This window comes from Synechococcus sp. CCY 9618, assembly GCF_019038415.1.
Taxonomy (GTDB): Bacteria; Cyanobacteriota; Cyanobacteriia; order PCC-6307; family Cyanobiaceae; genus Cyanobium.
Genome location: NZ_JAFKRG010000041.1, coordinates 1 through 25,458, shown reverse-complemented (window position 1 = coordinate 25,458; position 25,458 = coordinate 1). Strand labels below are relative to the sequence as shown.

At 68.8% G+C, this 25,458-nt stretch carries 23 protein-coding genes and 1 pseudogene; 12 read left to right on the top strand and 12 right to left on the bottom strand.

Annotated elements, in window-relative coordinates:
• The first annotated feature begins 41 nt into the window (after positions 1 to 41).
• Both KUG41_RS09915 and KUG41_RS09910 read left to right on the top strand, forming a co-directional pair.
• Positions 42 to 863, top strand: a complete 822-nt coding sequence (locus KUG41_RS09915) for a phosphoadenylyl-sulfate reductase (protein ID WP_216903709.1) — start codon at positions 42 to 44, stop codon at positions 861 to 863.
• A gap of 1 nt (position 864) precedes the next feature.
• Positions 865 to 1,614, top strand: a complete 750-nt coding sequence (locus tag KUG41_RS09910; protein ID WP_216903707.1) for a type III pantothenate kinase — start codon at positions 865 to 867, stop codon at positions 1,612 to 1,614.
• On the opposite strand, the gene bcp is transcribed toward KUG41_RS09910, so the two are convergent.
• The gene (gene bcp / locus KUG41_RS09905) at positions 1,574 to 2,041 is read right to left on the bottom strand and encodes a thioredoxin-dependent thiol peroxidase (RefSeq protein ID WP_216903705.1); all 468 of its coding nucleotides are present in this window, start codon (positions 2,039 to 2,041) and stop codon (positions 1,574 to 1,576) included. The genes KUG41_RS09910 and bcp overlap by 41 nt on opposite strands.
• Before the next feature lie 183 nt (positions 2,042 to 2,224).
• Here bcp and KUG41_RS09900 point away from each other — a divergent pair, with 183 nt between their 5' ends.
• Entirely contained in the window at positions 2,225 to 2,896 is a 672-nt protein-coding gene (locus KUG41_RS09900) for an alpha/beta hydrolase (protein ID WP_216903703.1), read from the top strand.
• Positions 2,897 to 2,961: 65 nt separating this feature from the next.
• Here the strand turns inward: KUG41_RS09900 and KUG41_RS09895 are convergent, their stop codons facing one another.
• Positions 2,962 to 5,214 carry an AAA family ATPase gene (locus KUG41_RS09895; protein WP_216903701.1) on the bottom strand — a complete coding sequence of 751 codons (2,253 nt, stop codon included), beginning with the start codon at positions 5,212 to 5,214 and terminating at the stop codon, positions 2,962 to 2,964.
• 231 nt (positions 5,215 to 5,445) lie between these two features.
• Between KUG41_RS09895 and KUG41_RS09890 the strand changes: the two genes are divergently transcribed.
• From KUG41_RS09890 to KUG41_RS09865, 6 genes are all read left to right on the top strand, one after another.
• Entirely contained in the window at positions 5,446 to 6,435 is a 990-nt protein-coding gene (locus tag KUG41_RS09890) for an efflux RND transporter periplasmic adaptor subunit (protein ID WP_371734107.1), read from the top strand.
• Positions 6,436 to 6,475: 40 nt separating this feature from the next.
• On the top strand, positions 6,476 to 9,886 hold the full coding sequence (locus tag KUG41_RS09885) for an efflux RND transporter permease subunit (protein ID WP_216903697.1): 3,411 nt from the start codon (positions 6,476 to 6,478) through the stop codon (positions 9,884 to 9,886).
• Positions 9,886 to 10,173, top strand: a complete 288-nt coding sequence (locus KUG41_RS09880; protein ID WP_254217094.1) for a hypothetical protein — start codon at positions 9,886 to 9,888, stop codon at positions 10,171 to 10,173. The genes KUG41_RS09885 and KUG41_RS09880 overlap by 1 nt, the downstream gene beginning before the upstream one ends.
• A gap of 73 nt (positions 10,174 to 10,246) precedes the next feature.
• Positions 10,247 to 11,389 carry an efflux RND transporter periplasmic adaptor subunit gene (locus tag KUG41_RS09875; protein ID WP_216903690.1) on the top strand — a complete coding sequence of 381 codons (1,143 nt, stop codon included), beginning with the start codon at positions 10,247 to 10,249 and terminating at the stop codon, positions 11,387 to 11,389.
• A gap of 8 nt (positions 11,390 to 11,397) precedes the next feature.
• Positions 11,398 to 14,688: an efflux RND transporter permease subunit gene (locus tag KUG41_RS09870; RefSeq protein WP_216903688.1), complete on the top strand. Its 3,291-nt coding sequence runs from the start codon at positions 11,398 to 11,400 to the stop codon at positions 14,686 to 14,688.
• A gap of 256 nt (positions 14,689 to 14,944) precedes the next feature.
• Positions 14,945 to 15,853: a LysM peptidoglycan-binding domain-containing protein gene (locus KUG41_RS09865; protein ID WP_216903686.1), complete on the top strand. Its 909-nt coding sequence runs from the start codon at positions 14,945 to 14,947 to the stop codon at positions 15,851 to 15,853.
• A gap of 17 nt (positions 15,854 to 15,870) precedes the next feature.
• Here the strand turns inward: KUG41_RS09865 and KUG41_RS09860 are convergent, their stop codons facing one another.
• The 3 genes from KUG41_RS09860 to thiD all read right to left on the bottom strand — a co-directional run bounded on the left by KUG41_RS09860 (position 15,871) and on the right by thiD (position 17,987).
• Positions 15,871 to 16,593: a GAF domain-containing protein gene (locus KUG41_RS09860; RefSeq protein ID WP_216903684.1), complete on the bottom strand. Its 723-nt coding sequence runs from the start codon at positions 16,591 to 16,593 to the stop codon at positions 15,871 to 15,873.
• A gap of 112 nt (positions 16,594 to 16,705) precedes the next feature.
• Entirely contained in the window at positions 16,706 to 17,113 is a 408-nt protein-coding gene (locus tag KUG41_RS09855; protein ID WP_254217093.1) for a VOC family protein, read from the bottom strand.
• Between the two features lie 28 nt (positions 17,114 to 17,141).
• The gene (gene thiD, locus KUG41_RS09850) at positions 17,142 to 17,987 is read right to left on the bottom strand and encodes a bifunctional hydroxymethylpyrimidine kinase/phosphomethylpyrimidine kinase (RefSeq protein WP_216903682.1); all 846 of its coding nucleotides are present in this window, start codon (positions 17,985 to 17,987) and stop codon (positions 17,142 to 17,144) included.
• A gap of 77 nt (positions 17,988 to 18,064) precedes the next feature.
• On the opposite strand from thiD, the gene KUG41_RS09845 reads away from it, so the two are divergent.
• Positions 18,065 to 19,066, top strand: coding sequence for an NAD(P)-dependent alcohol dehydrogenase (locus KUG41_RS09845; protein WP_216903680.1), 1,002 nt, complete (start codon positions 18,065 to 18,067; stop codon positions 19,064 to 19,066).
• Positions 19,067 to 19,096: 30 nt separating this feature from the next.
• On the opposite strand, the gene KUG41_RS09840 is transcribed toward KUG41_RS09845, so the two are convergent.
• Positions 19,097 to 20,743 (bottom strand): alpha-D-glucose phosphate-specific phosphoglucomutase, encoded by a 1,647-nt coding sequence (locus tag KUG41_RS09840; protein WP_216903678.1) that lies wholly within the window; start codon positions 20,741 to 20,743, stop codon positions 19,097 to 19,099.
• Between the two features lie 95 nt (positions 20,744 to 20,838).
• Between KUG41_RS09840 and KUG41_RS09835 the strand changes: the two genes are divergently transcribed.
• Together KUG41_RS09835 and KUG41_RS09830 are read left to right on the top strand one after the other, a co-directional pair.
• Complete coding sequence (locus tag KUG41_RS09835; protein ID WP_254217091.1) at positions 20,839 to 21,249, top strand: hypothetical protein; 411 nt, start codon at positions 20,839 to 20,841, stop codon at positions 21,247 to 21,249.
• A 4-nt stretch (positions 21,250 to 21,253) separates the two neighbouring features.
• On the top strand, positions 21,254 to 21,496 hold the full coding sequence (locus tag KUG41_RS09830; protein ID WP_216903676.1) for a hypothetical protein: 243 nt from the start codon (positions 21,254 to 21,256) through the stop codon (positions 21,494 to 21,496).
• Here KUG41_RS09830 and KUG41_RS09825 read toward each other — a convergent pair.
• The 6 genes and pseudogenes from KUG41_RS09825 to KUG41_RS09800 form a co-directional block, all read right to left on the bottom strand.
• The gene (locus KUG41_RS09825; protein WP_216903674.1) at positions 21,477 to 21,944 is read right to left on the bottom strand and encodes a hypothetical protein; all 468 of its coding nucleotides are present in this window, start codon (positions 21,942 to 21,944) and stop codon (positions 21,477 to 21,479) included. The genes KUG41_RS09830 and KUG41_RS09825 overlap by 20 nt on opposite strands.
• A gap of 35 nt (positions 21,945 to 21,979) precedes the next feature.
• Positions 21,980 to 23,167 (bottom strand): FAD-dependent monooxygenase, encoded by a 1,188-nt coding sequence (locus KUG41_RS09820; protein WP_371734106.1) that lies wholly within the window; start codon positions 23,165 to 23,167, stop codon positions 21,980 to 21,982.
• 38 nt (positions 23,168 to 23,205) lie between these two features.
• Positions 23,206 to 23,454 (bottom strand): hypothetical protein, encoded by a 249-nt coding sequence (locus KUG41_RS09815; RefSeq protein WP_216903672.1) that lies wholly within the window; start codon positions 23,452 to 23,454, stop codon positions 23,206 to 23,208.
• Positions 23,455 to 23,471: 17 nt separating this feature from the next.
• Positions 23,472 to 24,830, bottom strand: coding sequence for a phosphatidylserine/phosphatidylglycerophosphate/cardiolipin synthase family protein (locus KUG41_RS09810; protein WP_216903752.1), 1,359 nt, complete (start codon positions 24,828 to 24,830; stop codon positions 23,472 to 23,474).
• 150 nt (positions 24,831 to 24,980) lie between these two features.
• The gene (locus tag KUG41_RS09805) at positions 24,981 to 25,184 is read right to left on the bottom strand and encodes a hypothetical protein (protein WP_216903670.1); all 204 of its coding nucleotides are present in this window, start codon (positions 25,182 to 25,184) and stop codon (positions 24,981 to 24,983) included.
• Positions 25,184 to 25,458, bottom strand: a pseudogene (locus KUG41_RS09800) (DUF4912 domain-containing protein); the annotation flags it as partial. The pseudogene KUG41_RS09800 and the gene KUG41_RS09805, both read right to left, overlap by 1 nt.

Here is a 25,458-nt window from a genome sequence, read left to right as displayed (position 1 = left end):
GAACCCTAACCAAGGGTCACCCAAGGGCGATGATGGAGGACATGGTGTCCTTTCCCCTCACGGCTTCCCCCGGCCCCGAGGGCAGCGCAGTGGGCCTGGATCCGGCTCTGCGGCGACTGCCGAGGGACCGGCATGGAAGCCCCATCGACCTGGTCGCCGCCCGCAGCGGTCTGGCCCCCCTCGATGCCCTGGCCCGGATGCGCTGGGCCCATGAGACCTTCGCCGGCCACTTCGCCGTCACCACAAGCTTCGGCATCCAGTCGGCGGTGATGCTGCACATGGTGAGCCGACTGGGCGATGCCGGCTCCGGCCCCCCGATTCCGGTGCTGTGGGTCGACACCGGCTATCTGCCCCCCGAGACCTACCGCTACGCCGACGAGCTCGGCGACCGCCTCCGCCTCGACCTGCACGTGCTGCAGGCCGGCATGAGCCCTGCCCGCATGGAGGCCCTGCACGGCCGGCTGTGGGAATCCGGCCAGCTCGAGGACATGCGCACCTACAACCGGCTGCGCAAGGTGGAGCCCCTCGACCGGGCCCTGGAGCAGCTCGACGTGCACTGCTGGGCCAGCGGCGTGCGCTCGGGCCAGACCGAGCACCGGGGGGGGATGCACTGCCTCGATCCCGTGCGGGAGCGCTGGTCGTTGCGGCCGCTGCTCACCTGGACCCGGCGCGATGTCTATTACTACATGCAGGAGCATGACCTGCCCCAGCACCCCCTCTTCGAGCAGGGCTACTCCACCGTGGGCGACTGGCACAGCAGCGCCCCCGACGACGGCACCACCAGCGGCCGGGCCACCCGTTTCAACGGCCTGCAGCAGGAATGCGGCATCCACCTGCCTGGGCTGATGGGCGAGGGCATCTGAGGTGCCGGAAAGCCAGCTCCGCTGGCTGCTGATCGGCAACAGCCGCTGGCACTGGGCCGAGGCTTCCGGTGACCCCGGCCAACCCTGCCTGCGTTTCCTGCATCGGACGCCGGCGGCAGGGCCGGTGGCGGCGCCCCTGGCCTGGGCTGCGGTGGGACCGGTGCCAGCGGAGGCGAGGCTGCCGGCGGCGGCACGGCTGGGCCTGGAGGATGTGCCTCTGGCCGGGGCTCCCGCCTGGCTGGGCATCGACCGGGCCCTGGCAGGCTGGTGGGCCGCCCGGGAGGTCGGCGGAGCGGTGCTCGTGGCCGATGCCGGCACGGTGCTGAGCCTGACCCGTGTGGATTGCCGCGGTCGCTTCGCCGGCGGCCGGCTGATGGCGGGGGCCGGCCTGCAGCTGGCGGCCATGGGAGCGGGCACCGAGGCATTGCCATCCCTGGCCGGGCTGGCGGGGGCCGGGTTGTCGGGCGCCGGTGAGGGGGAGCCCTGGCCCCTGGACACCGCTGAGGCCATGGGCCGAGGGGTGGCCGAGGGGCTGGCGGCCACCGTGCTGGAGGCGGCGCGGCAGGTGCGGGCCTTGGAGCCCGGCTGCCGGATCGTGCTCACCGGGGGGGACGGGCCCGCCCTGCTTCCCCTGCTGCGGCGGTCCCCCGAGCTGGGGGGAGATGGCCTCCTGGACCGCCCCGACCTCTGCCTGGAGGCCCTCGTGGCCCTCAGGCCAGACCCAGGTCCTCAAGGATCTGATCGGCCATAGCCTCGGCCTTCACCTTGAGATAGATGCGCTCCAGCCTGCCTTCGGGATCGATCACGAAGGTGTGACGCATCATCCCCATGTATTCCTTGCCCATGAATTTCTTGAGGCCGTAGCTGCCATAGGCCTCAGCCACCGGACAGGGCTCGGCGTCGGTGAGCAGGGTGAAGGGGAGGTCGTACTTGGCGACGAACTTGCCGTGGCTGGCGGCCCCGTCCTTGCTGATCCCGAGCACCTTGATGCCGTGGGTCTCGTAGGCGCTCCAGCGATCGCGGAAGTTACAGGCCTCTTTGGTACAACCGGGCGTGTCATCCTTGGGGTAGAAATAAATGACGACCCGCTGCCCCTTCAGATCAGCAAGGGATACGACCTCTCCCTTCTGGTCGGGAAGGCTGAACTCGGGTGCGGGATCTCCCACCTGCAGGGTCATGGACAAAACCTTGACGACGACGTCGATCACACCCTAAGGGCTCAACGCTGGCTCCTGCCTTCGCTGCCGGCCGCGGCAGAGGTCTGTTTGGCTTGTGTGTGGGCTGGCGAAGAAACCAGAGCAGCGTTGTAGGCAACACAACCCCTGATGGCTAGGTTGATTGTGATGTCAATGCCGCCTGTCATGCTCAAGCACATTCTCGCCGGTCTCTTCCTGGGATCGACGGTTACGGCCACCGTGCTGCCCGCCTCGGCAGCCGTCGACAACGATCTTCCCGTCCGCTGGAACACCGGTGGTGCCGTGTGGTCCACCCCCCAGAGCGCCTTCGACACCTTCCTTGATTCCGGTGACATCACCGACAGGGGTCTGGAAGGAGGCCTCGCCCGTTCCGGCTGGACCTCCACCGAGATCAAGGACGGCATGAACAAGACCTACACCGTCAGCCTGGTGGGGGTGTCCCGCTTCCTCTACTCGGACGCCGGGGTCAAGTTCCTGAAGAACGCGACCAACAGCTACTTCCCCTACTGGAGCATGAACACCTACGCAGTGCAGGCGCTGCGCTCGGCGATCATCAGTGACGCAGCAGATGGCAGCATCTCCTCGGCGGGCATCATGAAGGCTCTGCCCACCGATTTCCGCCTGGCGGATTTCTGCAACACTTACACCGGGGCGCAGAACATCTGCTCCGAGGGCAGCTGCAAGCCCGGCACCGCCCAGTGCACCTCGCTGCTCTCCTGGTACGTCTTCCTGCCCGCCTGCATCCAGGCCAACCAGATGGCCGATCCCGTGGCCATGGTCAAAGAGACCATGGCACCGGCTCCGATGATGCAGGAACCTGTGCGCGGCCTCTGGTGAGCCCAGGCCCAGGGGAGCCAGCCCTCCCCATCAGGCGCTTCAGCCCCGGCCCAGCCGGGGTTTTTTCATGGTCTTTCGCCTGGGCCAACCGCCGGCCCGGGATGCCGGGCCAGCAGCAGGGTGTGGCGCAGCGGCTGGGGCAGGGAGGCTCCCCGACGCGCCCGGAACAGGGTTTCGAGGCGCCGCCGCTCGGGCGCCGGCAGCACCGCGGCCAGATGCCTCCGGTAGCTGGCACCCTTGCCGAACCAGCGCTCCAGCAGGGTCTCGCTGAGGGGCAGGTCCAGGGCCTCCTCCCAGACCCGCTGCTGCACGCTCCAGCCGAGTGCTTCCATCCCCGCCCTGACCTGCCCGGCCTGGTCCCCCTCCCCCGCCAGCCAGTCCTGCTCGCTGGCGGCAGCGGTTGTCAGCGCTCCAGGAGCAGCGCCTTCGTTCGCCGGTCCCAGCAGTTGCTGCAGGCTCCCCGCCGGCCCGAGCAGGGGATGGCTGAACAGCAGTCGGGCCCGGGCGCCGGGGACGGCCAGGGCCGTGAGGGCTTCCAGCCAGGCCAGCCTCTGGGCCGCCGTGCAGTGGCGCCAGGGCTGACGCGCTGCGATCCATTCGAAGCGCCCGCCGCCGCAAGGATCCGCCCCCAGGGCCTCCAGGCCCTCGGGAGCGTCCGGGGCCACCGCCAGCAGCCGGGGGCGCCGCAACTGATCCAGCAGCTGCAGCTGGGCCTGCAATCGCTCCAGCACGGCAGCCGTGGGGGTGGTCAGCACCACTTCCCCCTCGCTGGCGGCCTCGAGCGGATCGAGGGCCCAGAGCAGCGACTGGGCCTCGACCACCAGCACCCGGTCGAGGCGTCCGATGGCGGCCTCCTCCCAGAAGCGCTGCCGCAGCCGGTCGAGCCGTTCCCCCTCCGCCCCGGCCTGGCGCTGCAGCCAGCGGTGCAGCAGGGGGTCGTCCGGACTGCTGCTCAGCAGGTCGCCCCGCTCGTCGGCGGCCGTTTCGGCGGCGGCAGCCAGCTGGGCCGCCCGGCGCTGCTGCAGCCGGCGCCGCAGGCCCCCTTCCCAGCCCTGGGCCCCCGGCTGCCAGAACACCTCCCCCTGCAGGGCGGTGGGCAGATACTGCTGGGCCACCCAGTGGTCGGCATAGGCGTGGGGGTAGCGGTAGCCCACCCCGTCCCCGAAGGCCTGCCCGTCCCGGTTGGCGTCGCGCAGATGGGCCGGCACCTGCTGGCGGCGGCCCTCCCGCACCGCCTTCACGGCGTCGAAGAAGCCCAGGCTGCTGTTGCTCTTCTCGGTGCCGGCCAGGTAGAGGGTGGCGTGGGCCAGGGGGTAGAGCCCCTCCGGCAGGCCCACCCGATCGAAGGCCGCCGCGCAGGCCTCCACCACCACCATCGCCTGGGGGTCCGCCAGGCCGATGTCCTCACCGGCGGAGATCAGCAGTCGTCGCAGGATGAAGCGGGGGTTCTCGCCGGCCTCCACCATCCGGGCCAGCCAGAACAGGGCCGCATCTGGATCGGAGCCCCGGATCGACTTGATGAAGGCACTGATCGTGTCGAAGTGGGCGTCCCCCTGCTTGTCGTAGAGCACCGCCCGTTGCTGGATCGACTCCTCGGCGATGGACAGATCGATGCGGATCACACCGTCGTCGCCGGGTTCGGTGGTCTCGACCGCCAGCTCCAGGGCATTGAGCAGGCTGCGGGCGTCACCGCCGGCCACATCCAGCAGATGGGCGCTGGCCGTCTCGCTCAGTTCCACGGAGCGCTGGCCGAAACCCTGTTCCGGGTCTGCCAGGGCCCGTGTCAGCAGCGCCCGCAGATCTCCGGGCTCCAGGGGCTGGAGGCGGAACAGGCGCGAGCGGCTCACCAGCGCCTTGTTGACTTCGAAGTAGGGGTTCTCGGTGGTGGCGCCGATCAGGCTCACGGTGCCGTTCTCCACCCAGGGCAGCAGGGCGTCCTGCTGGGCGCTGTTGAAGCGGTGCACCTCGTCAATGAACAGGATCGTTCGCAGCCCGTGCTGCCCCAACCGGAGCCGGGCGGCCTCCACCTCGGCCCGCAGATCCTTCACCCCCGCCAGCACGGCGTTGAGACTGCTGAAGTGGGCCCGGGTGCTGCCGGCGATGATCCGCGCCAGGGTGGTCTTGCCGGTGCCGGGGGGGCCGTGAAGGATCAGATTGCCCACCCGGTCGGCGGCGATGGCGCGACGCAGCAGCCGGCCCGGGCCCAGGATCGCCTCCTGGCCCACGAAATCGTCGAGACGGCGCGGCCTCATGCGATCCGCCAGCGGCGCAATCCGGCGCAGGGTTTGTTCCCCCTGGTGGCTGAACAGATCACTCACCGCCCCATCATCCCGCCACGGTCGTCCCGGGAGCGGTACCGTCTATCGGACGCCAAGACCATCGCTGATCCCGTGAACGGCCATCTGAACAGGCCGCCTCGCTCCGGGGCAGCGTCCAGGCGCCGGCCTGGTTCCGGGCGCTGGCTTCCCCGCATTGCCGCCAGTCTGGCGGGCGCCGCTCTGCTGGCCGGCTGCCAGTCGGAACCACCGGCGCCGCGCCCACCCCTTTCGGTGAGCGCGGAGCCTGCCACGCTGGCGGCCTTCACCGACAACGTCGACACCGTCAGCACCCTGGAGGCGATCGAGGAGGTGCGGCTGGCGGCGCAGGCCGGGGGTCGCATCGAGCGGCTGATGGTGCGTCAGGGCGACAAGGTGGCCGCCGGGCAGATCCTGCTGGTGCTGGATCAGGCCCAGGCCCGCGCCGACGTGGCCCGGCTGCAGGCGGAGGTACAGACCAACAAGGTCAATTACGAACGCTATGAATATCTGGTGCGGCAGGGGGCAGCCAGTGCCTTCCAGCGCGACGAATTCCGCCAGCGCTACCTCTCCTCCCGCGAGGAGCTGGTGGCTCGCAGGGCCGACTTGGCCTTCCGGGATCTCAAGGCGCCGATCGCCGGGGTTGTGGGCGATGTCCAGGTGAAGCAGGGGGACGTGATCACGGCCGGTGCCCCATTCACCACGATCATTCGCAATGACCGCCTGATGGCCAGGGTCGACGTCCCGGCGGTATTCGCCGATCGTCTGCGGGTGGGGCAGGCCTTGATCCTGATGAATCCCTCGTCCAACCAGCCCATGGCCCTGGGGAGGGTGGGCTCCCTTGACCCCGGTGTGGTGGCAGGCACCCAGTCGCTGCTGGCCAAGGCGGAGTTCGACAATCCGGGAGGGCTGCTGCGCAACGGGTTGCGCACCCGCACCCGGCTGGTGCTCGACAGCCGTCAGGAGCTCTCGGTGCCTTTCGGGGCCGTCACCCAGATCTCCGGCCAGAGCTTCGTCTACGAGGTGGGCGGTCTGGCTGACCTGGAGCGTCGCCCGGGCCGGGCCGACCTTGCTGCGGCCCGCAAGCTGCCCGCCGGCACCACCTTCGCCCTGCAGACGCCGGTGCAGCTGGGTCCGCTGCAGGACAACCGCTACCCCGTGATCAAAGGGCTGCAGCCCGGTGCCCGCGTGATCACCACCAACCTGATCAATCTGCGCAACGGCGCCGCCGTCAAGGTGAAGTGAGTCCCGTGACGCTAAGCCCGGTTCACCTGAATCCTGCCTGATGTCGCCCTCCAACACGTTCATCCTGCGCCCGGTGCTCACCACGGTGTGCAGCCTGCTGATCGTGATTGCAGGACTGATCGCCATCCCCCTGCTGCCGATCGAGAACCTGCCGGACATCGCCCCGCCCTCCGTGAGGGTCAGCTCCCGCTACGTCGGAGCCGATGCGGTGAGCGTCGAGGAGGGGGTCACCAGTGTGCTCGAGCAGCAGATCAACGGGGTGGAGAACATGGAGTTCATCACCTCCACCAGCGCGGCCGACGGCTCCAGCTCCATCTCGGTCACCTTCGCCAGCGGCAGCGACGGCGACATCAACCAGGTGAACGTTCAGAACCGGGTGTCCCTGGCCCAGCCGAGCCTGCCGGAGGAGGTGCGCCAGTCGGGCATCACGGTGAACAAGGCCTCGAATTCGATCCTGCTCGTCTATAACTTCACCAGCGAAGATCCGAAGAATCCCTATAGTCTGGAAACCATCAGCGGGCTGCTCGATCAGAACCTTACCGATGCGGTCCGGAGGGTCCCCGGCGTGGGTGAGCTCACCTATTTCGGCAACCGGGAGCTCGCCTTCCGCCTCTGGCTGGATCCCGATCGTCTGTCCGCCAACAACCTGACCGCCGCCAATGTGGTCGAGGCCCTGCGCAGCCAGAACCGGCTTGTGCCCGTCGGCCAGATCGGCGGCGCCCCCTCCCCCGAGGGCCAGCAATACACCCTCACGGTCCAGCTCCAGGGACGGCTGCGCAGCACCGAGGAGTTCGGCGCCATGGTTCTGCGTTCCACCGCCGACGGCGGACTGGTGCGGCTGCGGGACGTGGGCCGGGTGAGCCTGGGGGGAGAATCCTTCGACATCGAGGCCACCGACCTGCGCGGGGTGCCCTCGGTGGGCATGGGGGTCTATCAGCTCACCGGCAGCAACGCCCTGGAAGTGTCCAGTGGGGTGGAGGCAGTGATCAAGGATTTCGCCACCACCATGCCGGTCGGCATGACGATTCAGAAGATCTACGACAACACCGACTTCGTCGAGGCCTCGATCGAGGGAGTCTCCTCGGCGCTGCGGGAAGCGGTGGTGCTGGTGGTGCTGATCCTGTTCCTGTTTCTGCAGAACTGGAAGGCCACCCTGGTGCCGGCGATCGCCATCCCCGTGGCCCTGGTGGGCACATTCATGTTCGTCAAGGCCTTTGGCTTCACCCTCAACCAGCTCACCCTGTTCGGCCTGGTGCTGGCCACCGGCCTGGTGGTGGATGACGCCATCACCGTGATCGAGGACACCTCCACCAAGAAGGGCTCCGGCCTGAGCGCCCTGGACAGTGCCAAATCCACCATGGATGAGCTATTCGGCGCGGTGATCGCCACCTCCCTGGTGCTCTTTGCCGTGTTCGTGCCGGTGCTGTTCTTTCCCGGGGCCACCGGGACGATCTACAAGCAGTTCGCGGCCACGATCATCTTCTCGATCCTGATCTCCACCTTCAACGCCCTCACCTTCTCGCCGATGCTCTCCGCCCTGCTGCTGGCCCGGGAAGGGGATCCCCCGGGCCGGCGCACCTACGCCCTGGCGGGCACTGCCATCGGTTTTGTCTACGGCCTGCTCGACAGCGGTGGCGGCACCCTGGTGGCCCTCGCCCTGTTCGCTTTTTCGTGGGGCCTCGGCTACGGCCTGCATCTGCTCACGGGCCGACCGCTGCGGTTGCCCTTTGCGGTGGGCGGTGCCGTTTCGGCCCTGTTGCTGGCAGGGGTGACCAGCCCGCTGGTGGTGGTGGGCTACACGCTGTTCGGGGCGTTCTTCGGCTGGGCCACCCCGGCCATCTTCCGTCGCTTCAACATCATCTACGGCAGCGTTGAGCGGCGGTACCGGGCCGGTCTGGCCTGGGTGCTGGGCAGACGGCGGCTGGTGATGGCGGTCCTGGCCGGAGGCATCGTGCTCACCGCCTTCGCCTTCAATGCCATCCCCACGGGCTTCGTACCGGTGGAGGACCAGGGCTATGCCATTGGGATCGTCCAGGCGCCCGATGGGGCCTCCCTGGAGAAGACCCGGCGCATCAACCAGCGGGTGGCCGAGATCCTGCGCAGCGAGAAGGACATCTCCACGGCGGCGGTGTTCAGCGGCGCCAGCCTCGACGGCAACGCCCCGAACCGCGGCCTCTTTTTCTTCGGCACCCGAAACTGGAGCGAGCGGACCTCCGAGCAGCAGACGGTGGCGGCCATCACCCAGCGGCTGAACACCAAGCTCGCGGCCATCGAGGAAGCCAGGATCATCGTGATCGAACCCCCCGCCATCCCCGGGTACGGCACCGGGGCGGGCTTCGAGATGCAGATGCTCAACCGCAGCGGTGGCTCCCTGTCCCCGGCGGATTTCTTCGCGGCGGCCACCCAGCTCGTGACCAAGGCCAATCAGAGTGGCCTGTTCGATCGGGTCTTCACCCAGTTCTCGCCGGAAGCTCCCCAGCTGCAGATTCTCGTCGACCGCGACCGCATGGCCGCCCTCGGGGTGGATTACGGAACGGCGATGCAGACCTTCAGCTTCAACATCGGTTCCTTCTACGTGAACGACACCTTCGATGCCGGCAAGGTGCGGCGCATCTTCGTCCAGGCGGACGACCGCTATCGCACCAACCCGGAGCAGCTGAAATCCCTGTACGTGACCAATGGCGAAGGCAGTCAGATCTCCCTGTCGGAGTTCATCACGGTGGAGCCGATCACCGGCCCTTCGGTGATCCCCCGGTTCAACCTGTTCCGGGCCATCAAGGTGGAGGGAGCGGCCCTGCCCGGTCGCAGCACCGGCCAGGCCATCAAGGACATCCAGGACATCTTCCAGAACCTTTCCACCACCGGTGTCGGCTACGACTGGACCGGCATCTCCCGGGAGGAGGTGAAGGCGGGGGCGCTGGCCATCGTGATCTTCGCCCTCGGCATCCTCACCGTCTATCTGGTGCTGGCCGCCCAGTACGAGAGCTACAGCGATCCCCTGATCATCCTGATGACCGTGCCGACCGCCATGCTCGGCGCCCTGGCCTTCCTGGCGGTGCGGGGTGAGGTGCTCAACATCTATGCCCAGGTGGGTCTGGTGATGCTGATCGGTCTGGCGGCCAAGAACGGCATCCTGATCGTCGATCTCGCCAACCAGCGCATGGAGGAGGGCAGCAGTGCCCTCGAGGCGGCGCGAGAGTCGGCCCAGTCGCGCTTCCGGCCGATCCTGATGACCGCCATCTCCTCCCTGTTCGGATTCCTGCCGCTGGTCCTCGCCACCGGGGCTGGGGCCCGCAGTCAGGCGTCCCTGGGTACGGTGGTGTTCGGCGGTCTGGCCGTGGCCACCGTGCTGTCCCTGTTCGTGGTGCCCGTGTTCTACGTCGTCATGAAGCAGCTCACCGGATCGACGACCGCTGGGTCCCAGGGGGCATCAGCCTCCGAAGCGGGCTGATGCCAGCCCCCTGCCCGCCGCCGCTGAGTGGCCGGCGGGTGCTCTGCGCAGGGATGCTCACCGGCCTGTTGGGGCTGGCGGTCGCCACCTTCCTGCGCTCCATCGTGGAGCACACCCCGCTTCGGTTGACCCCTGAGGCCCTGTTCTGGAGCACGGTGGTCCTGACCGCTTTCGGGGGCGTGGCGGGAATGGCGGTGGAGGCGGTGCGGCAGCTGCAGGAGAGCAACCCGGAACCGGAGTATCACCGCCGTCATGGCGGTCGGCCGGGGCCCGGTCCCCGGTCCTGAAAGCCTGCAAAAGATCCCGGCCCCCTGGGGAGCCTCTGGCTTTTCCGGTACGTTTCGGGGGCTTTGAAACCGAATGGTGCGCTGGCAGCTCCTTTCCCCTTCGCTTCCCCTGGTGCTGCTGCTGGCGTCCTGCGGCTCCGGCAAGCCGGTGGCCCGGGCGCCCCTGACCGTTCAGACCGTGACGGTGGGGGAGTTCCGGTTCGCTCCAGGCATCGACACGATCAGCACCATCGAGTCCACTTCGAACGTGGTGATGCGGCCCCAGTCGGATGGTCGGGTGGTGCGCATCCTGGCCACGGAGGGCCAGCGGGTGAAGGCGGGCCAGCCCATCCTGGTGCTCGACAACGTGCAGGAGTCGGCGACCCTGGATTCCAGCCGTGCTGAAGCGATCAAGGACCGGGTCAACGCCGAGCGCTACATCTTCCTCAACGAGCAGGGGGCCGTCTCCACCAAGGACCGGGACTTCTACGTCACCCAGGCGATCCAGAGCCGGGACCAGGCCCGTTCCAGCGCCGCCACCCTGGGATACAAGTTTGTCACCGCCCCGATCGACGGCGAACTCGGCAATCTCGACACTGTGAAGCTCGGCGATTACGTGCGCCAGGGCCAGGCGATCACGGGCATCGTCAACAACAGCACCCTCTGGACCCTGATGGATGTACCGGCCACCCAGGCCGGCCAGGTGAAGGTGGGTCTGCCGGTGCAGGTGGAGAGCCAGGGCAACCCACCGGTGAAAGGCATGGGACGGGTGGTGTTCGTGTCGCCTTACTTCGCCACGGGCTCCACGTCGCCCGGCACGCCCAATACCGTGCTGGTGAAGGCCGTGTTCCCCAATCTCACCGGAGCGCTGAAAACGGGCCAGTTCGTGCGAAACCGCATCATCACCGGTGTCAGCGACCAGCTGGCGGTGCCGGTTCAGGCGGTGATGATGCAGGCCCAGCAGCCGTTCGTCTATCGGGTGCTGCCGCTCTACACGATCCTTCCGAAGATCAAGGCCTCCGACCAGCTCCCCGCTGCGGAGAAGCAAAAGCTGGAGAAGCTTCCCGGCACCACTCCAGTGGTGGTTCAGACGGTGGTGAAACTGGGAAATCTGCAGAACAATGCCTATCCGGTGCTCTCCGGGCTGGCCAAGGGTGATCAGATCGTGGTGAGCAACACAGCCCTGCTTCGCTCGGGGATGCCTGTGAAGGTGGTTCCGGCCGCATCGGGGAGCTGAGCAGAGCGATGTCGTTCTCCGATAATTTCATCAAGCGGCCGGTTCTCACCACCGTCTGCAGCATCCTGATCGTGCTCGTGGGCCTGATCGCCATTCCCACGCTGTCGATCGAGAATCTTCCCAACATCGCCCCTCCGCTGATCCAGGTCACCGCCAACTACGGCGGCGCCAATTCCCTGGTCACCGAGCAGGCGGTGACCAATCCGATCGAGCAGCAGATCAACGGGGTTCCGGGGGCGAACTACATCTCGTCCACCAGCAACATGTCGGGGACGAGCACGATCCAGGTGTACTTCGAGGAAGGCACCGACATCAACATTGACCAGGTGAACGTTCAGAACCGGGTGTCGCTGGCGATGCCGCAGCTTCCCCAGCAGGTTCAGGCCACCGGGGTGTCGGTGATGCAGAGCACCCCGTCGATCCTGCTGGCCTATCAGGTCACCTCTTCGGAGGGCCAGTTCGATGCCCCCTATCTCAATGGCCTGATCTATCAGGATCTTTATTACCAGCTTGAGCGGGTCCCCGGCGTTGCCACCGTCAATCTTCTCGGGGGCAGCAATCCGGCCTTCTGGCTGTTTGTTGATGCCGACAAGCTCACCGCCAACAATCTCACTGCCGATGAGGTTGTCAATGCGGTTTCAAGTCAGAACAGCGTGGCCATCGGCGGTCTGATAGGAGGCCCACCGGCGGGGGGAGACCAGAAGTTCGCCTACCCGATCCTGGTGGAGAACAACGGCAACCTGGTTTCGGTCGAGGAACTCAACAATCTGATCGTGGGCCGCTCGTCCTCCGGGAATCTGCTGCGCCTGAAGGATGTGGGCCAGGCCACCTACGGCGCCAACACCTATGCCCAGCAGGCGGTGAGCATTGATGGCTATCCATCGATCACCGTCGCGGTGTTCCAGACCCCCGAGAGCAATGCTCTTGATGTCTCGAACCAGGTGGTGAAGGTGATGGATCAGTTCACCCAGAACGTGCCGCCCGGGGTGAAGGTGTTCGAGATCTACAACATCGGCCAGTTCATCGAATCGGCCGTGGAGGGGGTGGTGGATGCCCTTGGCCTGGCCATCGTGCTGGTGCTGATCATCCTCTTCATCTTTCTGCAGGACTGGCGGGCCACGGTGGTGCCCACCCTGGCGATCCCGATCTCCCTGATCGGCACCTTCGCCTTCGTCAAGATCTTCGGGTTCTCGATCAATCAGCTGACCCTGCTGGGCCTGGTGCTGGCCACGGGCCTGGTGGTGGATGACGCGATCGTGGTGATCGAGGCGGTGGAGAAGAACCTGGAGAAGGGCATGCGACCCCGCCAGGCGGCCATGGCCTGCATGGGCGAACTGATCGGGGCCCTGGTGGCCACCGCCCTGGTGCTGATGGCGGTGTTCGTGCCGGTGGCCTTCTACCCCGGCGGCATCGGCATCATCTACCGCCAGTTCGCCCTCACCATCGCCTTCTCGATCGCCATCTCGGCCTTCAATGCGCTCACCTTCTCCCCCATGCTCTCGGCCCTGCTGCTGAGAAGCCGCAAGTCACCCCCCCCGGGCCGGCTGGTGGGGATCATCGGCGGGGCGGTGGTGGGCCTGGCCTTCGGCCGCTTCAGTGCGGCCTCCTTCGGCAGCGTCACCTACGTGCTGGGGGTGGTGGTCGGTGTGCTCGCCGGAGCCAATCTGACCTGGATCTTCGAGCGGTTCAACAGATTCTTCGTTCGTCTTGAGCGGTCCTACGCCTCCCTGGTGACCTTCCTGATCGAGCGGCGCCGCTGGATTCTGGTGGGCCTGGGCGGTGGCATCGCCCTCACCCTGTTCGCCTTCAGCGCCCTGCCCTCGGCCTTCATTCCCGAGGAGGACCAGGGCTATGGCCTGGGGATCATCCAGCTTCAGAACGGCGCCTCCCTCAGCCAGACCCAGGCCACGGCCAAGGAGGTGGCCAAGGTGCTGAAGGAGGAGAAGGAGATCGTCGCCGGGTCGGTGGTGAGCGGCTACGGCTTCAACGGAGCCAGCCCGGACCAGGGGGTGTTCTTCTTCGGCCTCAAGCCCCTGGAGGAGCGCAGCGGGACCGACCAGAAGGCTCCGGCGATTGTGAAACGGCTGAACGCCAAGCTCGGTGCGATCAGCTCCGGCCTGGCGGTGGCTGCCCAGCCCCCGGCCATCCCCGGATTCTCGGCCCAAGGGGGCTTCTATTTCCAGTTCAACGACCTCAGCAACGGGGCCTACAGCTTCAACCAGCTGGATGAACTGGCCAAGAAGCAGATTCTGGCGGGAACCACCAGTGGTGATTTCTCCACTCTTTACACCCAGTTCATTCCCAGCTCTCCGGCCTTCGGTCTGAAGATCGACCGCTCGGTGATGGGGGCCCTGAACGTGAATTTCCAGCAGGCCATGCAGACCATCGCCGTGCTGGCGGGCAGCAACTATTCCGGGCTCACCTACGAGAGCGGCCAGGTGCGCAACATCTATGTCCAGGCGGCGGCTGAGAATCGCAGCTCACTGGAGGATGTGCTGAGTTACTACGTTCGCAGCAACGACAACAAGCTGGTGCAGGTGTCGGAATTCGCCACGGCGGATCTGACCAGCGCCCCGCCGGTGATCAGCCATTACAACCTCTACCGCACCATTCTGATCCAGGGGGCCGAGGCGATCGGCAAGAGTTCGGGCCAGGCGCTGACCAGGATTCAGCAGATCTTCAAGGCCCAGGACTTCAACAACATCGACTATGCCTTCACCGGCCTCGCCGCCCTGCAGCTCTCCGCCGGCAATGCCAGTGTGCTGGTCTTCGGCCTGGGCATTCTGGTGGTCTACCTGGTGCTCTCGGCCCAGTACGAGAGCTATGTGACCCCGGTGATCATCCTGATGACCGTGCCCCTGGCCATGCTCGGCGCCCTGGTGTTCCTGGCCCTGCGCTCCATCGATCTCAACATCTATGCCCAGGTGGGACTGGTGACCCTGATCGGGCTGGCGGCCAAGAACGGCATCCTGATCGTGGAGGTGGCCGAGCAGCACATGGAGGAGGGCATGACCGCCGCCGAGGCCGCCATCGCCTCGGCCGAGTCGCGGCTGCGCCCGATCCTGATGACGGCCATCGCCGCCCTGGCCGGCTTTCTGCCGCTGGTGGTGGCCACCACGGCGGGGGCCAACAGCCAGCAGTCGCTGGGCACGGTGATCTTCGGCGGCCTGCTGGTGGCGACGGTGCTCTCGCTGGGCGTGGTGCCGCCGTTCTATGTGGTGGTGAAAGCCCTCGAGGAGCGCTGGTTCGGCTCCTCAACGGAGGAGGACGGTGCCGAGCTTGAGCCCCATACCCCGTAGGAACGGCTTCGATGTGGTTGTCTCCAGCAGATTCCTGTCCATCAGGACACAGCAATCATGAGACTTGTGGTTTAGTTCTTCGAGTGGATCCTGGGCCTGAACCATTAGGGGCTGACTCGGCACACTGCCAGGAGCTCCGCTGATTGAATCGGAGTCTTCTGCCTTCATCCCAGCCACTTTCCCGCGAGGCTCCGCAGCTTCTGTGCCGTTGACAGACCCATGCAACGGTTTCAGGCAGGCATTCATGGCTGGTAGCTTGAAGAAGGGCATTCGGGAGGAAATCGTGGGACGGAAAGCAGCGACGCCGGCGGCAGCCATGGGTGGGCTTGCCTCTCTCTTCCTGACCTTCACCGGCGTGGACCCCACTGCCGCCGCCTTGGCCCAGGCGGCTCCGCCGACCCGGAGCGTCCGGGTCGTCAAGGGCGACACGCTCGAGGCCATCGCCGCCCGTCAAGGGGTGAGCGTGGAGGACCTGATCCGCCTGAACAGGATCACCAGCCCCGAGGAGCTGCAGATCGGCCAGGAGCTGAAGCTGCCTGCCTCGAAGGCCATGGTGCAGGTGGGTGCCGGCGACACGTTCAAGGCGCTGGCGAGCCGTCATGGCACCACCGTGGCAGCCCTCACCAAGGCCAATCCCGGGGTCAAGCCCGACCAGCTCCAGGTCGGGACCTGGCTGCGGCTGCCTCCGGCGACGGCCAAGCCCAAGCCAAAGGCCCAGGCGCAGGCCAAGCCAGAAGCCAAGCCCCAGCCAGCTCCGCCCGCCAGGGCAGCGGCCCAGCCCCCGGCACCGGCACCGGCCAACCCACCGGTGGCTCAGCCCGCCGATCCGCCCCCCGCCCCCCAGGCGCCCCAGAAGGTCGAGCCGGTCCGATGGAAGTTCTACGGCAACACCCTCGTCGACTGGGGCGGCTGGAAGCTCCATGACGGGGGCGTCCGGGTCACCCTGGTGCAGCCCACGGCGGCGGAACTGGGTCCGGTCAGGTCGCGGGCGGCCGCGGTGGCGGTGCACTGCAACAGCCTGCGTCAGGGCTGGCTGGTCGATGGCGTCTGGGAGCCCTGGGGAGTGCCCGAGCCCCGTTCGGTCGCCCAGAAGATCGTCCTGGATCTCTGCGGCAACCTCACGGACCCCGCCGGTCCTGCCATTCCCCCACCGGCGGCCCCCTGAATCCCGGGGGGGCAGGTTCAGCCCGCCTGGTCGGCGTCCTGGCGGCGCATCACCTCGGCCACCTCCGGGAAATGGTGCTCGATGCAGGCCTGGCAGACCCCGTGGGTGAACGACACATCGGCGTGCTCCTTGAGGAAGGCCTCCACGCTCGACCAGTAGCCGGCGTCGTTGCGGATCGCCTTGCAGTAGGAGCAGATGGGGATCAGCCCTTCGATCAGGGCGATCTTCTCCAGGGCCTGGGCGAGCCGGGCCGACACCCTGCGCAGCTCCATCTGGGTCACCACCTGGCGGGCCAGGCCCTCCAGGGCACGGATCTGGCCTTCGCTCAGGTCCCTGGGCTCATGGTCGATCACGCAGAGAGTGCCCAGGGGCAGGGCGTCCGGTGACAGCAACGGGACGCCGGCATAGAAGCGGATGTTGGGTGCCCGGGTGACCAGAGGATTGGCGGCGAAACGCGAATCGGCGAGGGTGTCCTGGATCACCAGGATGTCTTCCTCGAGGATGGCGTGGGCGCAGAAGGAGACGTCCCGGTCGGTTTGGCAGGCTTCGAGGCCGACCTTCGATTTGAACCACTGCCGGTCGCTGTCGACCAGGCTGATCAGGGCAATGGGCACGTCACAGATGCAGGCCGCCAGGGCCGTCAGATCGTCGTAGGCCCGCTCCGGGGGGGTGTCGAGGATGCGGTAATCCCGCAGGGCCTCGAGCCGTTCCTGCTCTCGCTCGGTCAGTGGCGCCTTCATGGGCTGGAAACCGGAGGGGCCTCGACGCCACCGCCGATTCATTGTGGGTGACGCTCCCGAAGGGTCCCGCTGCCGTCATGTTTCCTCACCACCGCCGGGGTGTGGGAGGACTTCAGCGCCGCTGGTGCAGTTCCACCACGTTGCGGTCAGGATCCCGCAGGAACAGGCCCCGGGCCTGGCCGCCGAAGTCCACCGGTCCGGCGCTGGGCACCAGTCCTGCGGCCCGCAGCTCCTCGATGGCCGTCTCCAGGTCGGTGCAGAGCAGGGCGAAGTGGGTGATGCCGGCCGGTTTCTCCGGGCCGTCCATCAGCACGTTGGTCTCGGCCTGGGCGGGGGCATTGAGGATCAGGTTGATCTCCACTCCGCTGGGGTGGCTGAGGATCGCCACCGGTTCCGGACCGATCGGCCCGGCCACGAACCGGAAGCCGAGATGGGCATAGAAGGCGGCGGATCGCTCCATGTCGTGGACCCGGATGCCGATGTGGGCCAACCCGCCGATGCCGCTGAGTGCCTGCGTCAAGGGATGGGTCGCACGGGGTGGGCCTTCATCATCGGGCGTCCTTCCCCCCCGGCCGCCAGCGGTGCCAGTGGCAGAGGGGCCCCTGGCCGGCGCCGATGGCCAGGGCGTGGCGCAGGCCCCCCTCCACGAAGGCTTTGGCCGTGCTGATCGCCTCCGTCAGGGTCTCGCCCCGGCCGATGCAGGCGGTGATCGCTGCCGAGAGGGTGCAGCCGCTGCCGTGACTGTGGGGGGTGACCACTTCCGCTCCGCGGAACCAGCGGGCCTCCCCGTCGATCCAGGCCACGTCGCAGCCGCGCAGGCCCGCCAGTCCCCCTCCCTTCACCAGGGCGGCCGCTGCCCCCAGCTCGCAGAGCCTGGCGGCGGCCCGCTCCATGTCTGCTGCGCTGGCGATGGCCAGGCCCGTCAGCAGCCGCGCCTCGTGGAGGTTGGGGGTGACCAGATCCGCCAGGGGCAGCAGGCACCGGGCCATGGCCGTGATCGCCTCCGGGGCCAGCAGGCTGGCGCCGGAGCGCGACACCATCACCGGATCGATCACCCGGAACGCTTTCCGGGCCTCGATGGCGGCGGCGGTGGCCTCGATCAGGGCGGCGTCGAAGAGCATGCCGGTCTTGAGCGCCACCACGCCCAGATCGCTGCACACCGCCTCCACCTGGGCGGTGACGGCCTCCGGGGGCAGGGCATCCACCCGGCTGACGCCGCAGGTGTTCTGGGCGGTGACGCAGGTGATGGCGCTGCAGCCGTGCACCCCGAAGGCCAGGAAGGTCTTGAGGTCGGCCTGGATGCCGGCGCCGCCGCCGGAATCGCTGCCGCCGATGCTCAGGACCACCACCGGGGCGGATGGCGTCTCGGCCGACGGGCTGGCGGCGCTCGACATGGGGCAGGGGGAAAGCTGTGCCGGTACGCCCGACAGGAACGGCCTGGCTAGAACCTGAGGAACCTCAGGCGTTCCCGATGCAGATCACCGTATGGCAGACCACGACCCTCGGGGGGGCGCTGCAGCGGACCGAGGCCCAGCTGGTGGAGCCGGCCGCCGACGAGGCCACGATCGAGGTGCTGCACTGCGGCCTCTGCCACAGCGATGTGTCGATGATCGACAACGCCTGGGGGGTCACCAGCCTGCCCCTTGTGCCGGGCCATGAGGCCGTCGGGCGGGTGGTGGCCGTGGGCGAGGGGGTGGATCCGGCCTTGGTGGGCCAGCTGAGGGGCCTGGGCTGGATCGCCGGCAGCTGCCGCCACTGCAGCTGGTGCCTGGGCGGCGATGCCAACCTGTGCGCCTCGCTGGAGTCCACGATCGTGGGCCGCAGCGGCGGCTTTGCCAGCCACGTGAGCGCCCACCAGGACTGGCTGATCCCGATCCCCGAGGGGGTCTCCGCCGCGGATGCGGGCCCCCTGTTCTGCGGCGGCATCACCGTGTTCGCCCCCCTGATCGACGAAGAGGTCTCGCCCACCGCCCGGGTGGCGGTGATCGGCATCGGCGGCCTCGGCCACATGGCCCTGCAGTTCGCCCGGGCCTGGGGCTGCGAGGTGACCGCCCTCACCACCACCGCCGCCAAGGCAGAGGAGGCCCGCGGCTTCGGCGCCCACCGGGTGGAGATGCTCGCCGATCTGCCCCAGCAGGCCGGCCGCTATGACCTGATCATCAACACCAGCAACCACGACCTCGACTGGGACGCCGTGGTGGGGGCCCTCGCTCCCCGTGGCCGGCTGCATCAGCTGGGGGTGCCCACCAGTCCGATCCCCCTGCAGGCCTTCCCCTTCATCGCCGGCCGGCGCCAGTTCACCGGCAGCCCCACCTCCTCGCCGGCCAGCCTGCTGAAGATGGTGGACTTCTGTGCCCGCCACGGCATCGCCCCAAAGGTGGAGCACCTGCCGATGGCCGAGGTGAACACGGCGATCGAGCGGCTGCGCCGCGGCGATGTGCGTTACCGCTTCGTGCTGGACGGTCCGGCCTGAGGCCGGTGGGCGGCGATCAGGTGATCCGTTTCAGGTGATCACCGTGGGCCGCTCCATGCCGGTGCGGCTGCCGATCTCGGCCAGGGCGTCGATGGCGCTGATCAGATCGGCGAGGGCCACCTGGGGGTTCTGGCCCAGGTCGCCGGAAGCGGGTACGTAGCTCTCCAGGTAGACCCGCAGGGTGGCGCCCTTGGTGCCGGTGCCCGAGAGGCGCAGCACCACCCGGCTGCCGTCGTCGAGCAGCACCCGCAGCCCCTGGCCGCGGCTGATCGAGCCGTCCACCGGATCGGTGTAGCCGAAATCGTCGGCGGCGCGGACCGTGCGGCCGGCGAAGCCCTGGCCCGGCAGGGAGCCCAGCATCCCCTCGACCCGGTCGTAGAGACTATGGGCGGCGTCGCTGGCCACCGCTTCGTAGTCGTGGCGGGAGTAGTAATGGCGCCCGAAGCGTCCCCAGTGGCCGGCCATCACCTCGGCCACCGAACAGCCGCGCACCGCCAGGATCTGCAGCCAGAACAGCACGGCCCAGAGGCCGTCCTTCTCGCGGATGTGGTTGCTGCCGGTGCCGAAGCTCTCCTCGCCGCAGAGGGTGATGCGGCCGGCATCGAGCAGGTTGCCGAAGAACTTCCAGCCCGTGGGGGTCTCGAAGCAGGGGATGCCCAGCTCGGCGGCCACCACGTCGGCGGCGGCGCTGGTGGGCATGGAGCGGGCCACCCCGGCCAGGCCGTCGGCATAGCCCGGGGCGAGGGTGGCGTTGGCGGTGAGCACGGCCAGGCTGTCGCTGGGGTTCACGAAGCAGTGGCGCCCCAGGACCATGTTGCGGTCGCCGTCGCCGTCGCAGGCGGCGCCGAAGTCGTAGGTGTCGCCTTTCAGGAGCAGATCGGCCAGCTCGTGGGCATAGGTGAGGTTGGGATCGGGGTGGCCGCCGCCGAAATCCTCCAGGGGGATGCCGTTGCGCACGGTGCCGGCCGGCGCCCCCAGCAGCCCTTCGAACAGGCGGCTGGCGTAGGGGCCGGTGACGGCGTGCATCGCATCGAAGGCCAGCCGGAAATCGCTGCGCAGCAGGGCGGCGATGCGGTCGAAGTCGAACAGCTGCTGCATCAGGGCGACGTAGTCGTCGACCCCGTCGATCACCTCCACGGCCATGGCGCCGATGCTGGTGGTGCCCGGTGCCTCCAGGTTCAGCGGTTCGGCGTCGAGGATCCGGTAGCCGTCGAGGCTGAGGGTGGCGGTGTGGATGGCATCGGTGACCGATTCTGGCGCCGGCCCGCCGTTGGAGCCGTTGATCTTGACGCCGAAATCCCCCTCCGGGCCGCCGGGGTTGTGGCTGGCCGAGAGGATGATGCCGGCCACGGCGCCGCGGCTGCGGATCAGGTGGGAGGCGGCCGGGGTGGAGAGGATGCCGCCGGTGGTGGTGATCAGCCGGGCGACGCCGTGGGCCGCTGCCATGCGGGCGATCACATCGATGGCCGGGCGGTTGCCGAAGCGGCCGTCGCCGCCCACCACCAGGGTGCCGCCGGCGACGTCGGGCACCACCCGCAGGGAGGCCTCGATGAAGCTCTCCAGGTAGTGGGGGGTCTGGAACTGACGGCTGCTCTTGCGCAGGCCGGAGGTGCCGGGCTTCTGGTCGGTGAAGGGGGTCGCCAGCGCCACCTGACGCACGTCGGTCGTCTTCGCCATGGCCGGCGTCCCGGGGTCGTTGGAGCCCCAAGTTACCTCCGTCGATTCCTGCGGCCGGGCCCCTGGCTAGCCTGAGCGCAACCGAACGTTCACCCATGGCCCCGAGGATCACTCCCATCGCCTGGGCAGGCGTCGCCTGCGCTGTCTCCGCGGCCGCCACCCTGGTGGGAATGGCTGTGGTCGGGCCGGCCGCTGCCCGGGCGGCGGTCATGGGAGCTCCGAAGGCCCTTCCCTACGCCGAGGCGGTGGGCCGCACCCACGCCGCCGCCAAGGCGGTGCTGGCCGGGGCAGGCGCCGAGAGCTGTCTGCGGGGCAAGCTCACCAATGCCCTGCTGCTGATGTCCAGCAGCTGCGAAGCCAGCGGCGAGCGCAATCCCCTCTGTCAACTGGCCGACCGTGCCGCCGTGGTGACCCCCATGAGCCTGGCCTTCATGCGTGACACATCCACCCGGTTGCTGGCCCTGATCGACACCCCCGCCGGGGCCTCCGGTTCCGCCCGCCCCTGACGCGATGGACGTTCAGCATCCCGCGGATGACGCCCCCCTTTCCCCGGAACAGCAGCGCTTGCTCGAGCAGTTCCGTGAACGCGTCGACGCCAGGATCAGCAGCCACGGCCTCACCAGCGCTGATGTGGCGGAACTGGTGAAGGAGTTGCGCGGCCATCCCCGGATGAGCCGCCAGATGATGGCCCAACTGAGCCAGGAGATGGAACGGCTGCTGCCGGGCCAGCGGTTCAGTTTCGACTGGGACTGATCAGGTTCAGGCCGCCCTGGGGCCTGGGAGGGCCACCGGCCGTGGGTTGCGCCGCCGGCAGCTTCTGGCGGCACACGTCGGTGAGGATGCGGGCGGCGCGGTCGATTCCTTCCCTCCGGTCGTAGCTGTTGCTGGCGGCCACCTTCGCCAGCTGGCGGATGTCCCAGAGCACGTCCTTGCAGCTGGCGGGCAGCCGCGGATGGTCCATCAGGGGGTCCGCCAGGCTGCGGGCCCTGTCGCAGGGCTCTGTGCTGTTCTCACGGCTGCAGGCCAGGGTGATCAGCTGCAGGGAGCGGAATTCGGAGGACGGGGGAAAGGGCGGAAGCTCCGTTGCGGCCAGCAGGGGGGAGGTCCCGAGCAACGGCAGACCCGCCAGCAGCATCAGATGCCGCAGGCTGAGCCCGCGGCCGCGCCGGCCCGGGCGGGAGATGGGGAGGATCCGGGCCATGGCAGGCGCAACGCTGTGTCCATCATGACCGCCGTTCAGTCCGCCCCCGTGATCCGGCCCAGCCCATCCCGCAACTGACGCTGGCCGGCGCGCCAGCGGAGGGCCAGCAGCGGGCCGCTCCAGCGGGCGGTGCGGGCCAGCAGGGCCCGCAGCCCGTGACGTCGCCGCAGCAGATCGGCCCGGCGGGCCTCCTCCTCCTGAAGCTGCTGGATGCGGCGGATCTCCGGCAGCCGCTCGCTCGCGATGGTCGCGATGGCGGCATCGATGGCACCGCTGTCGCCATCAGCCAGGGCCGGCTCCAGGTGGCGGGCGGCCACCAGGGCATCGCGCAGGGCCATGTTGATGCCCTGGGCCCGCAGGGGGCTCATGGGATGGGCCGCATCACCGAGCAGCAGCAGCCCGGGCCGTTGCCAGCGGCGACAGAGGCCCACCCGCACCGGCAGCCGCACCGGACCCTGGACGGCCGTGTCCGGCAGGGTCCGCAGCAGCCGGGCCAGGGGTGCCGGGGCGTCACCGGCCCAGAGGTCTGACCAGGCATCGGGGGTCGGCGGAGCCGCCCCCGGTGCGAGCGCCCAGCCCAGCTGCACCCCGCCGCGGCTGGAGGGGAACAGGGCGTAGCTGCCGGCCGCCCCCACCACCGTCACGAAGCGCCCCTCCAGCCAGCCGACGATCCCCTCGGCCGCCGGACCCCGGAGCCGGAACCAGAGCACGTCGAGGGGGCTGGGGGCGACCTCCAGGTCCAGCTGTCCCTGCTGGCGCACCAGGGAGTCGCGGCCGTCGCAGCCCACCACCAGGGACGCCTCCAGGGGGGTGCCGTCCGCCAGCCGCACCCCGGTGATGCGGCCGTCCAGGTGCAGCAGGTCCCGCACGGCCCGCCCCTGGAACAGCCGGAATCCCGGCTGCCGACCGGCCTCCGCCAGCAGCTCCCGCAGCAGGGATCCCTGGTCGACCAGGGTGCAGGCCACGGGACTGCCCATCGGTTCGGCCACCTCGAACAGGGACTGGCGGTCGAGGAAGAAACTCCAGGCCTTCAGGGGCCGGTGGGGCACTGCGGCGGGCAGGGGCATCAGGCCCATGGCGGCCAGGGCCGCCAGGCCGCTCGGCATCAGCCCCTCGCCGCGGAACAGGCGGTTGCTGTTGAGGGCCGCCTCCACCAGATCGACGGGAAGGCCGGAGCGGGCGAGCAGCAGGGCCAGGCTGGCGCCCGCGGGGCCGGCGCCCACCACCACCACCCGGGCTGGGGTGGCGCCGGCGGTGGTGCTCAGGTGAACGAGTTGTAATTGAGCCCTTCCTCCGGCGTGACGTCGTCGACGCCCTGGAGGGAATGCTTCTTGCTGAGCAGATAATCCACCAGCTCCTGCTGCAGGGTCAGCAGCTCGCTGGTGCAGCCGCGGAAGGCGGCCCGGTGGCGGATCTCGTCGTGGCGGGTGTGCAGATCGCGCAGCATCAGGTTGATGGCATCCAGGCGAGGCGTGGCCTGGCGGGAGGCGGTGGCGGACGCGGCGTCCATGAATCCTGTGATCAGCGTTACGGAATCGTAGACGCCATCGCTGGTGCGCCTCCAGCGGCCCGGGGGGTGCCGCTGCCGCAGCTCTGTCGTTGCTGAGCCAGCTTGCGCTGCAACCGGCCGCTGATGCCCAGCTCGGCGCCGCGCCAGAGGCGATCCATTTCCGCCTCGAAGTGGCGGGCCAGCAGGGGCGAGTGGATCAGCAGCAGGGTCTCGTCGTTCTGGAAGGCGGCACTGGGGCTCCAGTTGAAGCTGCCCGAGATCACCGAGCGGCCGTCGAGCACGGCGAACTTGTGGTGCAGCTTGTCGCCGCCGGCCAGCCGGGGGGTGCCCACCCCTTCGAGGGCCTGGCTCCAGGCCCGGTTGCCGGCTTCGATGCGGCAGTCCTGGTCGGGCAGGGTGACCGCCAGCAGATCGAGCACCTCGCTGAAGGCGCGGACGGCGAAGCCCGGATCGGCCAGCAGGCGGATCTTCACCCCCCGGGCATGGAGCTCCTGGAGCCGGTCGGCCAGGTTCTGGCCGGAGAAGACGAACAGGGCCAGATCGAGACGCTGTCGCGCCCTGGCCAGCTGGGCTTCCAGCCAGGCCAGGCCCTGGTTCGGGTCGCTGCGTCGATGGGGGGCGAACAGCACCTCCACCGGCGTGCCGGCCACGTCCACCACCCGGGCGGGGCCGCCCCCCTTGGCGATGCCGAAGCGGCTGTCGGGGGCGCCGCCGGGGCCATCGCCCCAGAGCCGGGCGAATTCCTCCGCGAACAGCCCCGCCAGCGCCGGACTCTCGAAGCGGATCAGGTGGTTCACGTTGCCGCGGGTGGTCGGCGCGTCCGCGTCCCCGTGGATGCAGGAGGGACTGAAGTTGGCCGATCCGGTCACCACCACCTGGCCATCGACCACCAGAAACTTGTGGTGCATCAGGCCGCTGCCGCGGCTGCCGTCTGCCGTGTCGTCGATCAGAGGGATCCCGGCCCGCTGCAGCACGGCCACCGCATCCCCCTGGCCCAGGGCCGCCAGCTGCTGCTGGCGCAGGCGCTGGTGGGGGGGCAGATCCACCGGGTGCTGCTGGCTCCAGGGAGTGCTGTAGGTGTTCTCCAGCACCACCCGCACCCGTACGCCCCGGCGGTGCCGTTCCGCCAGGGCCTGGGCCACCGCCGGCAGGGAGAGCTCCTGCACCGCCACCAGGATCTCCCGTCGCGCCCCGCGGATGCTCTCCAGCAGCAGGGCCTCCAGGTCGTCGCCTTGGCGCCACTGGCCGCTGACGGGGCTGCGGTAGCGCCCCCCGCCGCGGTGGTTGAAGGCCACCCGGATGCCGGGGGGCAGGGGCAGGACGGCAGGGGGCCCGCCGCTCAGGGCTGCGGGGGAGGGGCCGCAACCTCCGAGCATCAGCGCGGTCGCCAGGACGAAGAGGCCCGTGACGCCCGGCGGCAAGGGACTGGGGCAGGAGGGGAAAGGAAACGCCACGACCGTTGACGGGGCGGTGCACGTCGCCCTGACGACAGCCTTCCCGCAGGGGGACGCCCCAGTGGAGGCTTGTCAGTGGTGGCCGGGCATCTCCGAGGTGCGCAGCATGGCGGCGAACCAGAGGGTGCCGATGACCACTGCGGCGATCACTCCTGAGGCGATGCTCACCCGCACCATCAGGATCGGCACCACCAGGGGGAAGAGGATCGAGCCGGCCACGGGTGTGATGGCCACGACCGCCTTCAGCAGGCCGCGGCTTGAGCTGTCGGTTGCCATCAGAACCACTCGGCCACAGCCTGGCTGGCGGGATTGCTGTTGTCTTCGGGGGTGGAGCGGCGGAACTCCATGGTGATGCTGCGCTTCTGTTCCCCGTCGGCGGCCACGGCCTCGATGGGATAGAGCTGCTGGCCGTCGCGGAAGGGCACCTGCACCCGGAAGGTGCCGTCGGCGGAGAGGGGCACCTCCTCGCCGCCGATGCTGAGCCGGGCGGCCGGATCGGTGGCGCCGTAGACGATCAGTTCGGCATCGGCCACCAGCCAGAAGGAGCGCT

Excerpts from the sequence above, each read along its gene's own strand:
- KUG41_RS09915 (WP_216903709.1), top strand. The coding sequence starts at position 42 with ATGGTGTCCTTTCCCCTCACGGCTTCCCCCGGCCCCGAGGGCAGCGCA.
- bcp (WP_216903705.1), bottom strand. The coding sequence starts at position 2,041 with ATGACCCTGCAGGTGGGAGATCCCGCACCCGAGTTCAGCCTTCCCGAC.
- KUG41_RS09900 (WP_216903703.1), top strand. The coding sequence starts at position 2,225 with ATGCTCAAGCACATTCTCGCCGGTCTCTTCCTGGGATCGACGGTTACG.
- KUG41_RS09885 (WP_216903697.1), top strand. The coding sequence starts at position 6,476 with ATGTCGCCCTCCAACACGTTCATCCTGCGCCCGGTGCTCACCACGGTG.
- KUG41_RS09880 (WP_254217094.1), top strand. The coding sequence starts at position 9,886 with ATGCCAGCCCCCTGCCCGCCGCCGCTGAGTGGCCGGCGGGTGCTCTGC.
- KUG41_RS09875 (WP_216903690.1), top strand. The coding sequence starts at position 10,247 with ATGGTGCGCTGGCAGCTCCTTTCCCCTTCGCTTCCCCTGGTGCTGCTG.
- KUG41_RS09870 (WP_216903688.1), top strand. The coding sequence starts at position 11,398 with ATGTCGTTCTCCGATAATTTCATCAAGCGGCCGGTTCTCACCACCGTC.
- KUG41_RS09860 (WP_216903684.1), bottom strand. The coding sequence starts at position 16,593 with ATGAAGGCGCCACTGACCGAGCGAGAGCAGGAACGGCTCGAGGCCCTG.
- thiD (WP_216903682.1), bottom strand. The coding sequence starts at position 17,987 with ATGTCGAGCGCCGCCAGCCCGTCGGCCGAGACGCCATCCGCCCCGGTG.
- KUG41_RS09845 (WP_216903680.1), top strand. The coding sequence starts at position 18,065 with ATGCAGATCACCGTATGGCAGACCACGACCCTCGGGGGGGCGCTGCAG.
- KUG41_RS09840 (WP_216903678.1), bottom strand. The coding sequence starts at position 20,743 with ATGGCGAAGACGACCGACGTGCGTCAGGTGGCGCTGGCGACCCCCTTC.
- KUG41_RS09835 (WP_254217091.1), top strand. The coding sequence starts at position 20,839 with ATGGCCCCGAGGATCACTCCCATCGCCTGGGCAGGCGTCGCCTGCGCT.
- KUG41_RS09830 (WP_216903676.1), top strand. The coding sequence starts at position 21,254 with ATGGACGTTCAGCATCCCGCGGATGACGCCCCCCTTTCCCCGGAACAG.
- KUG41_RS09825 (WP_216903674.1), bottom strand. The coding sequence starts at position 21,944 with ATGGCCCGGATCCTCCCCATCTCCCGCCCGGGCCGGCGCGGCCGCGGG.
- KUG41_RS09815 (WP_216903672.1), bottom strand. The coding sequence starts at position 23,454 with ATGGACGCCGCGTCCGCCACCGCCTCCCGCCAGGCCACGCCTCGCCTG.
- KUG41_RS09810 (WP_216903752.1), bottom strand. The coding sequence starts at position 24,830 with ATGCTCGGAGGTTGCGGCCCCTCCCCCGCAGCCCTGAGCGGCGGGCCC.
- KUG41_RS09805 (WP_216903670.1), bottom strand. The coding sequence starts at position 25,184 with ATGGCAACCGACAGCTCAAGCCGCGGCCTGCTGAAGGCGGTCGTGGCC.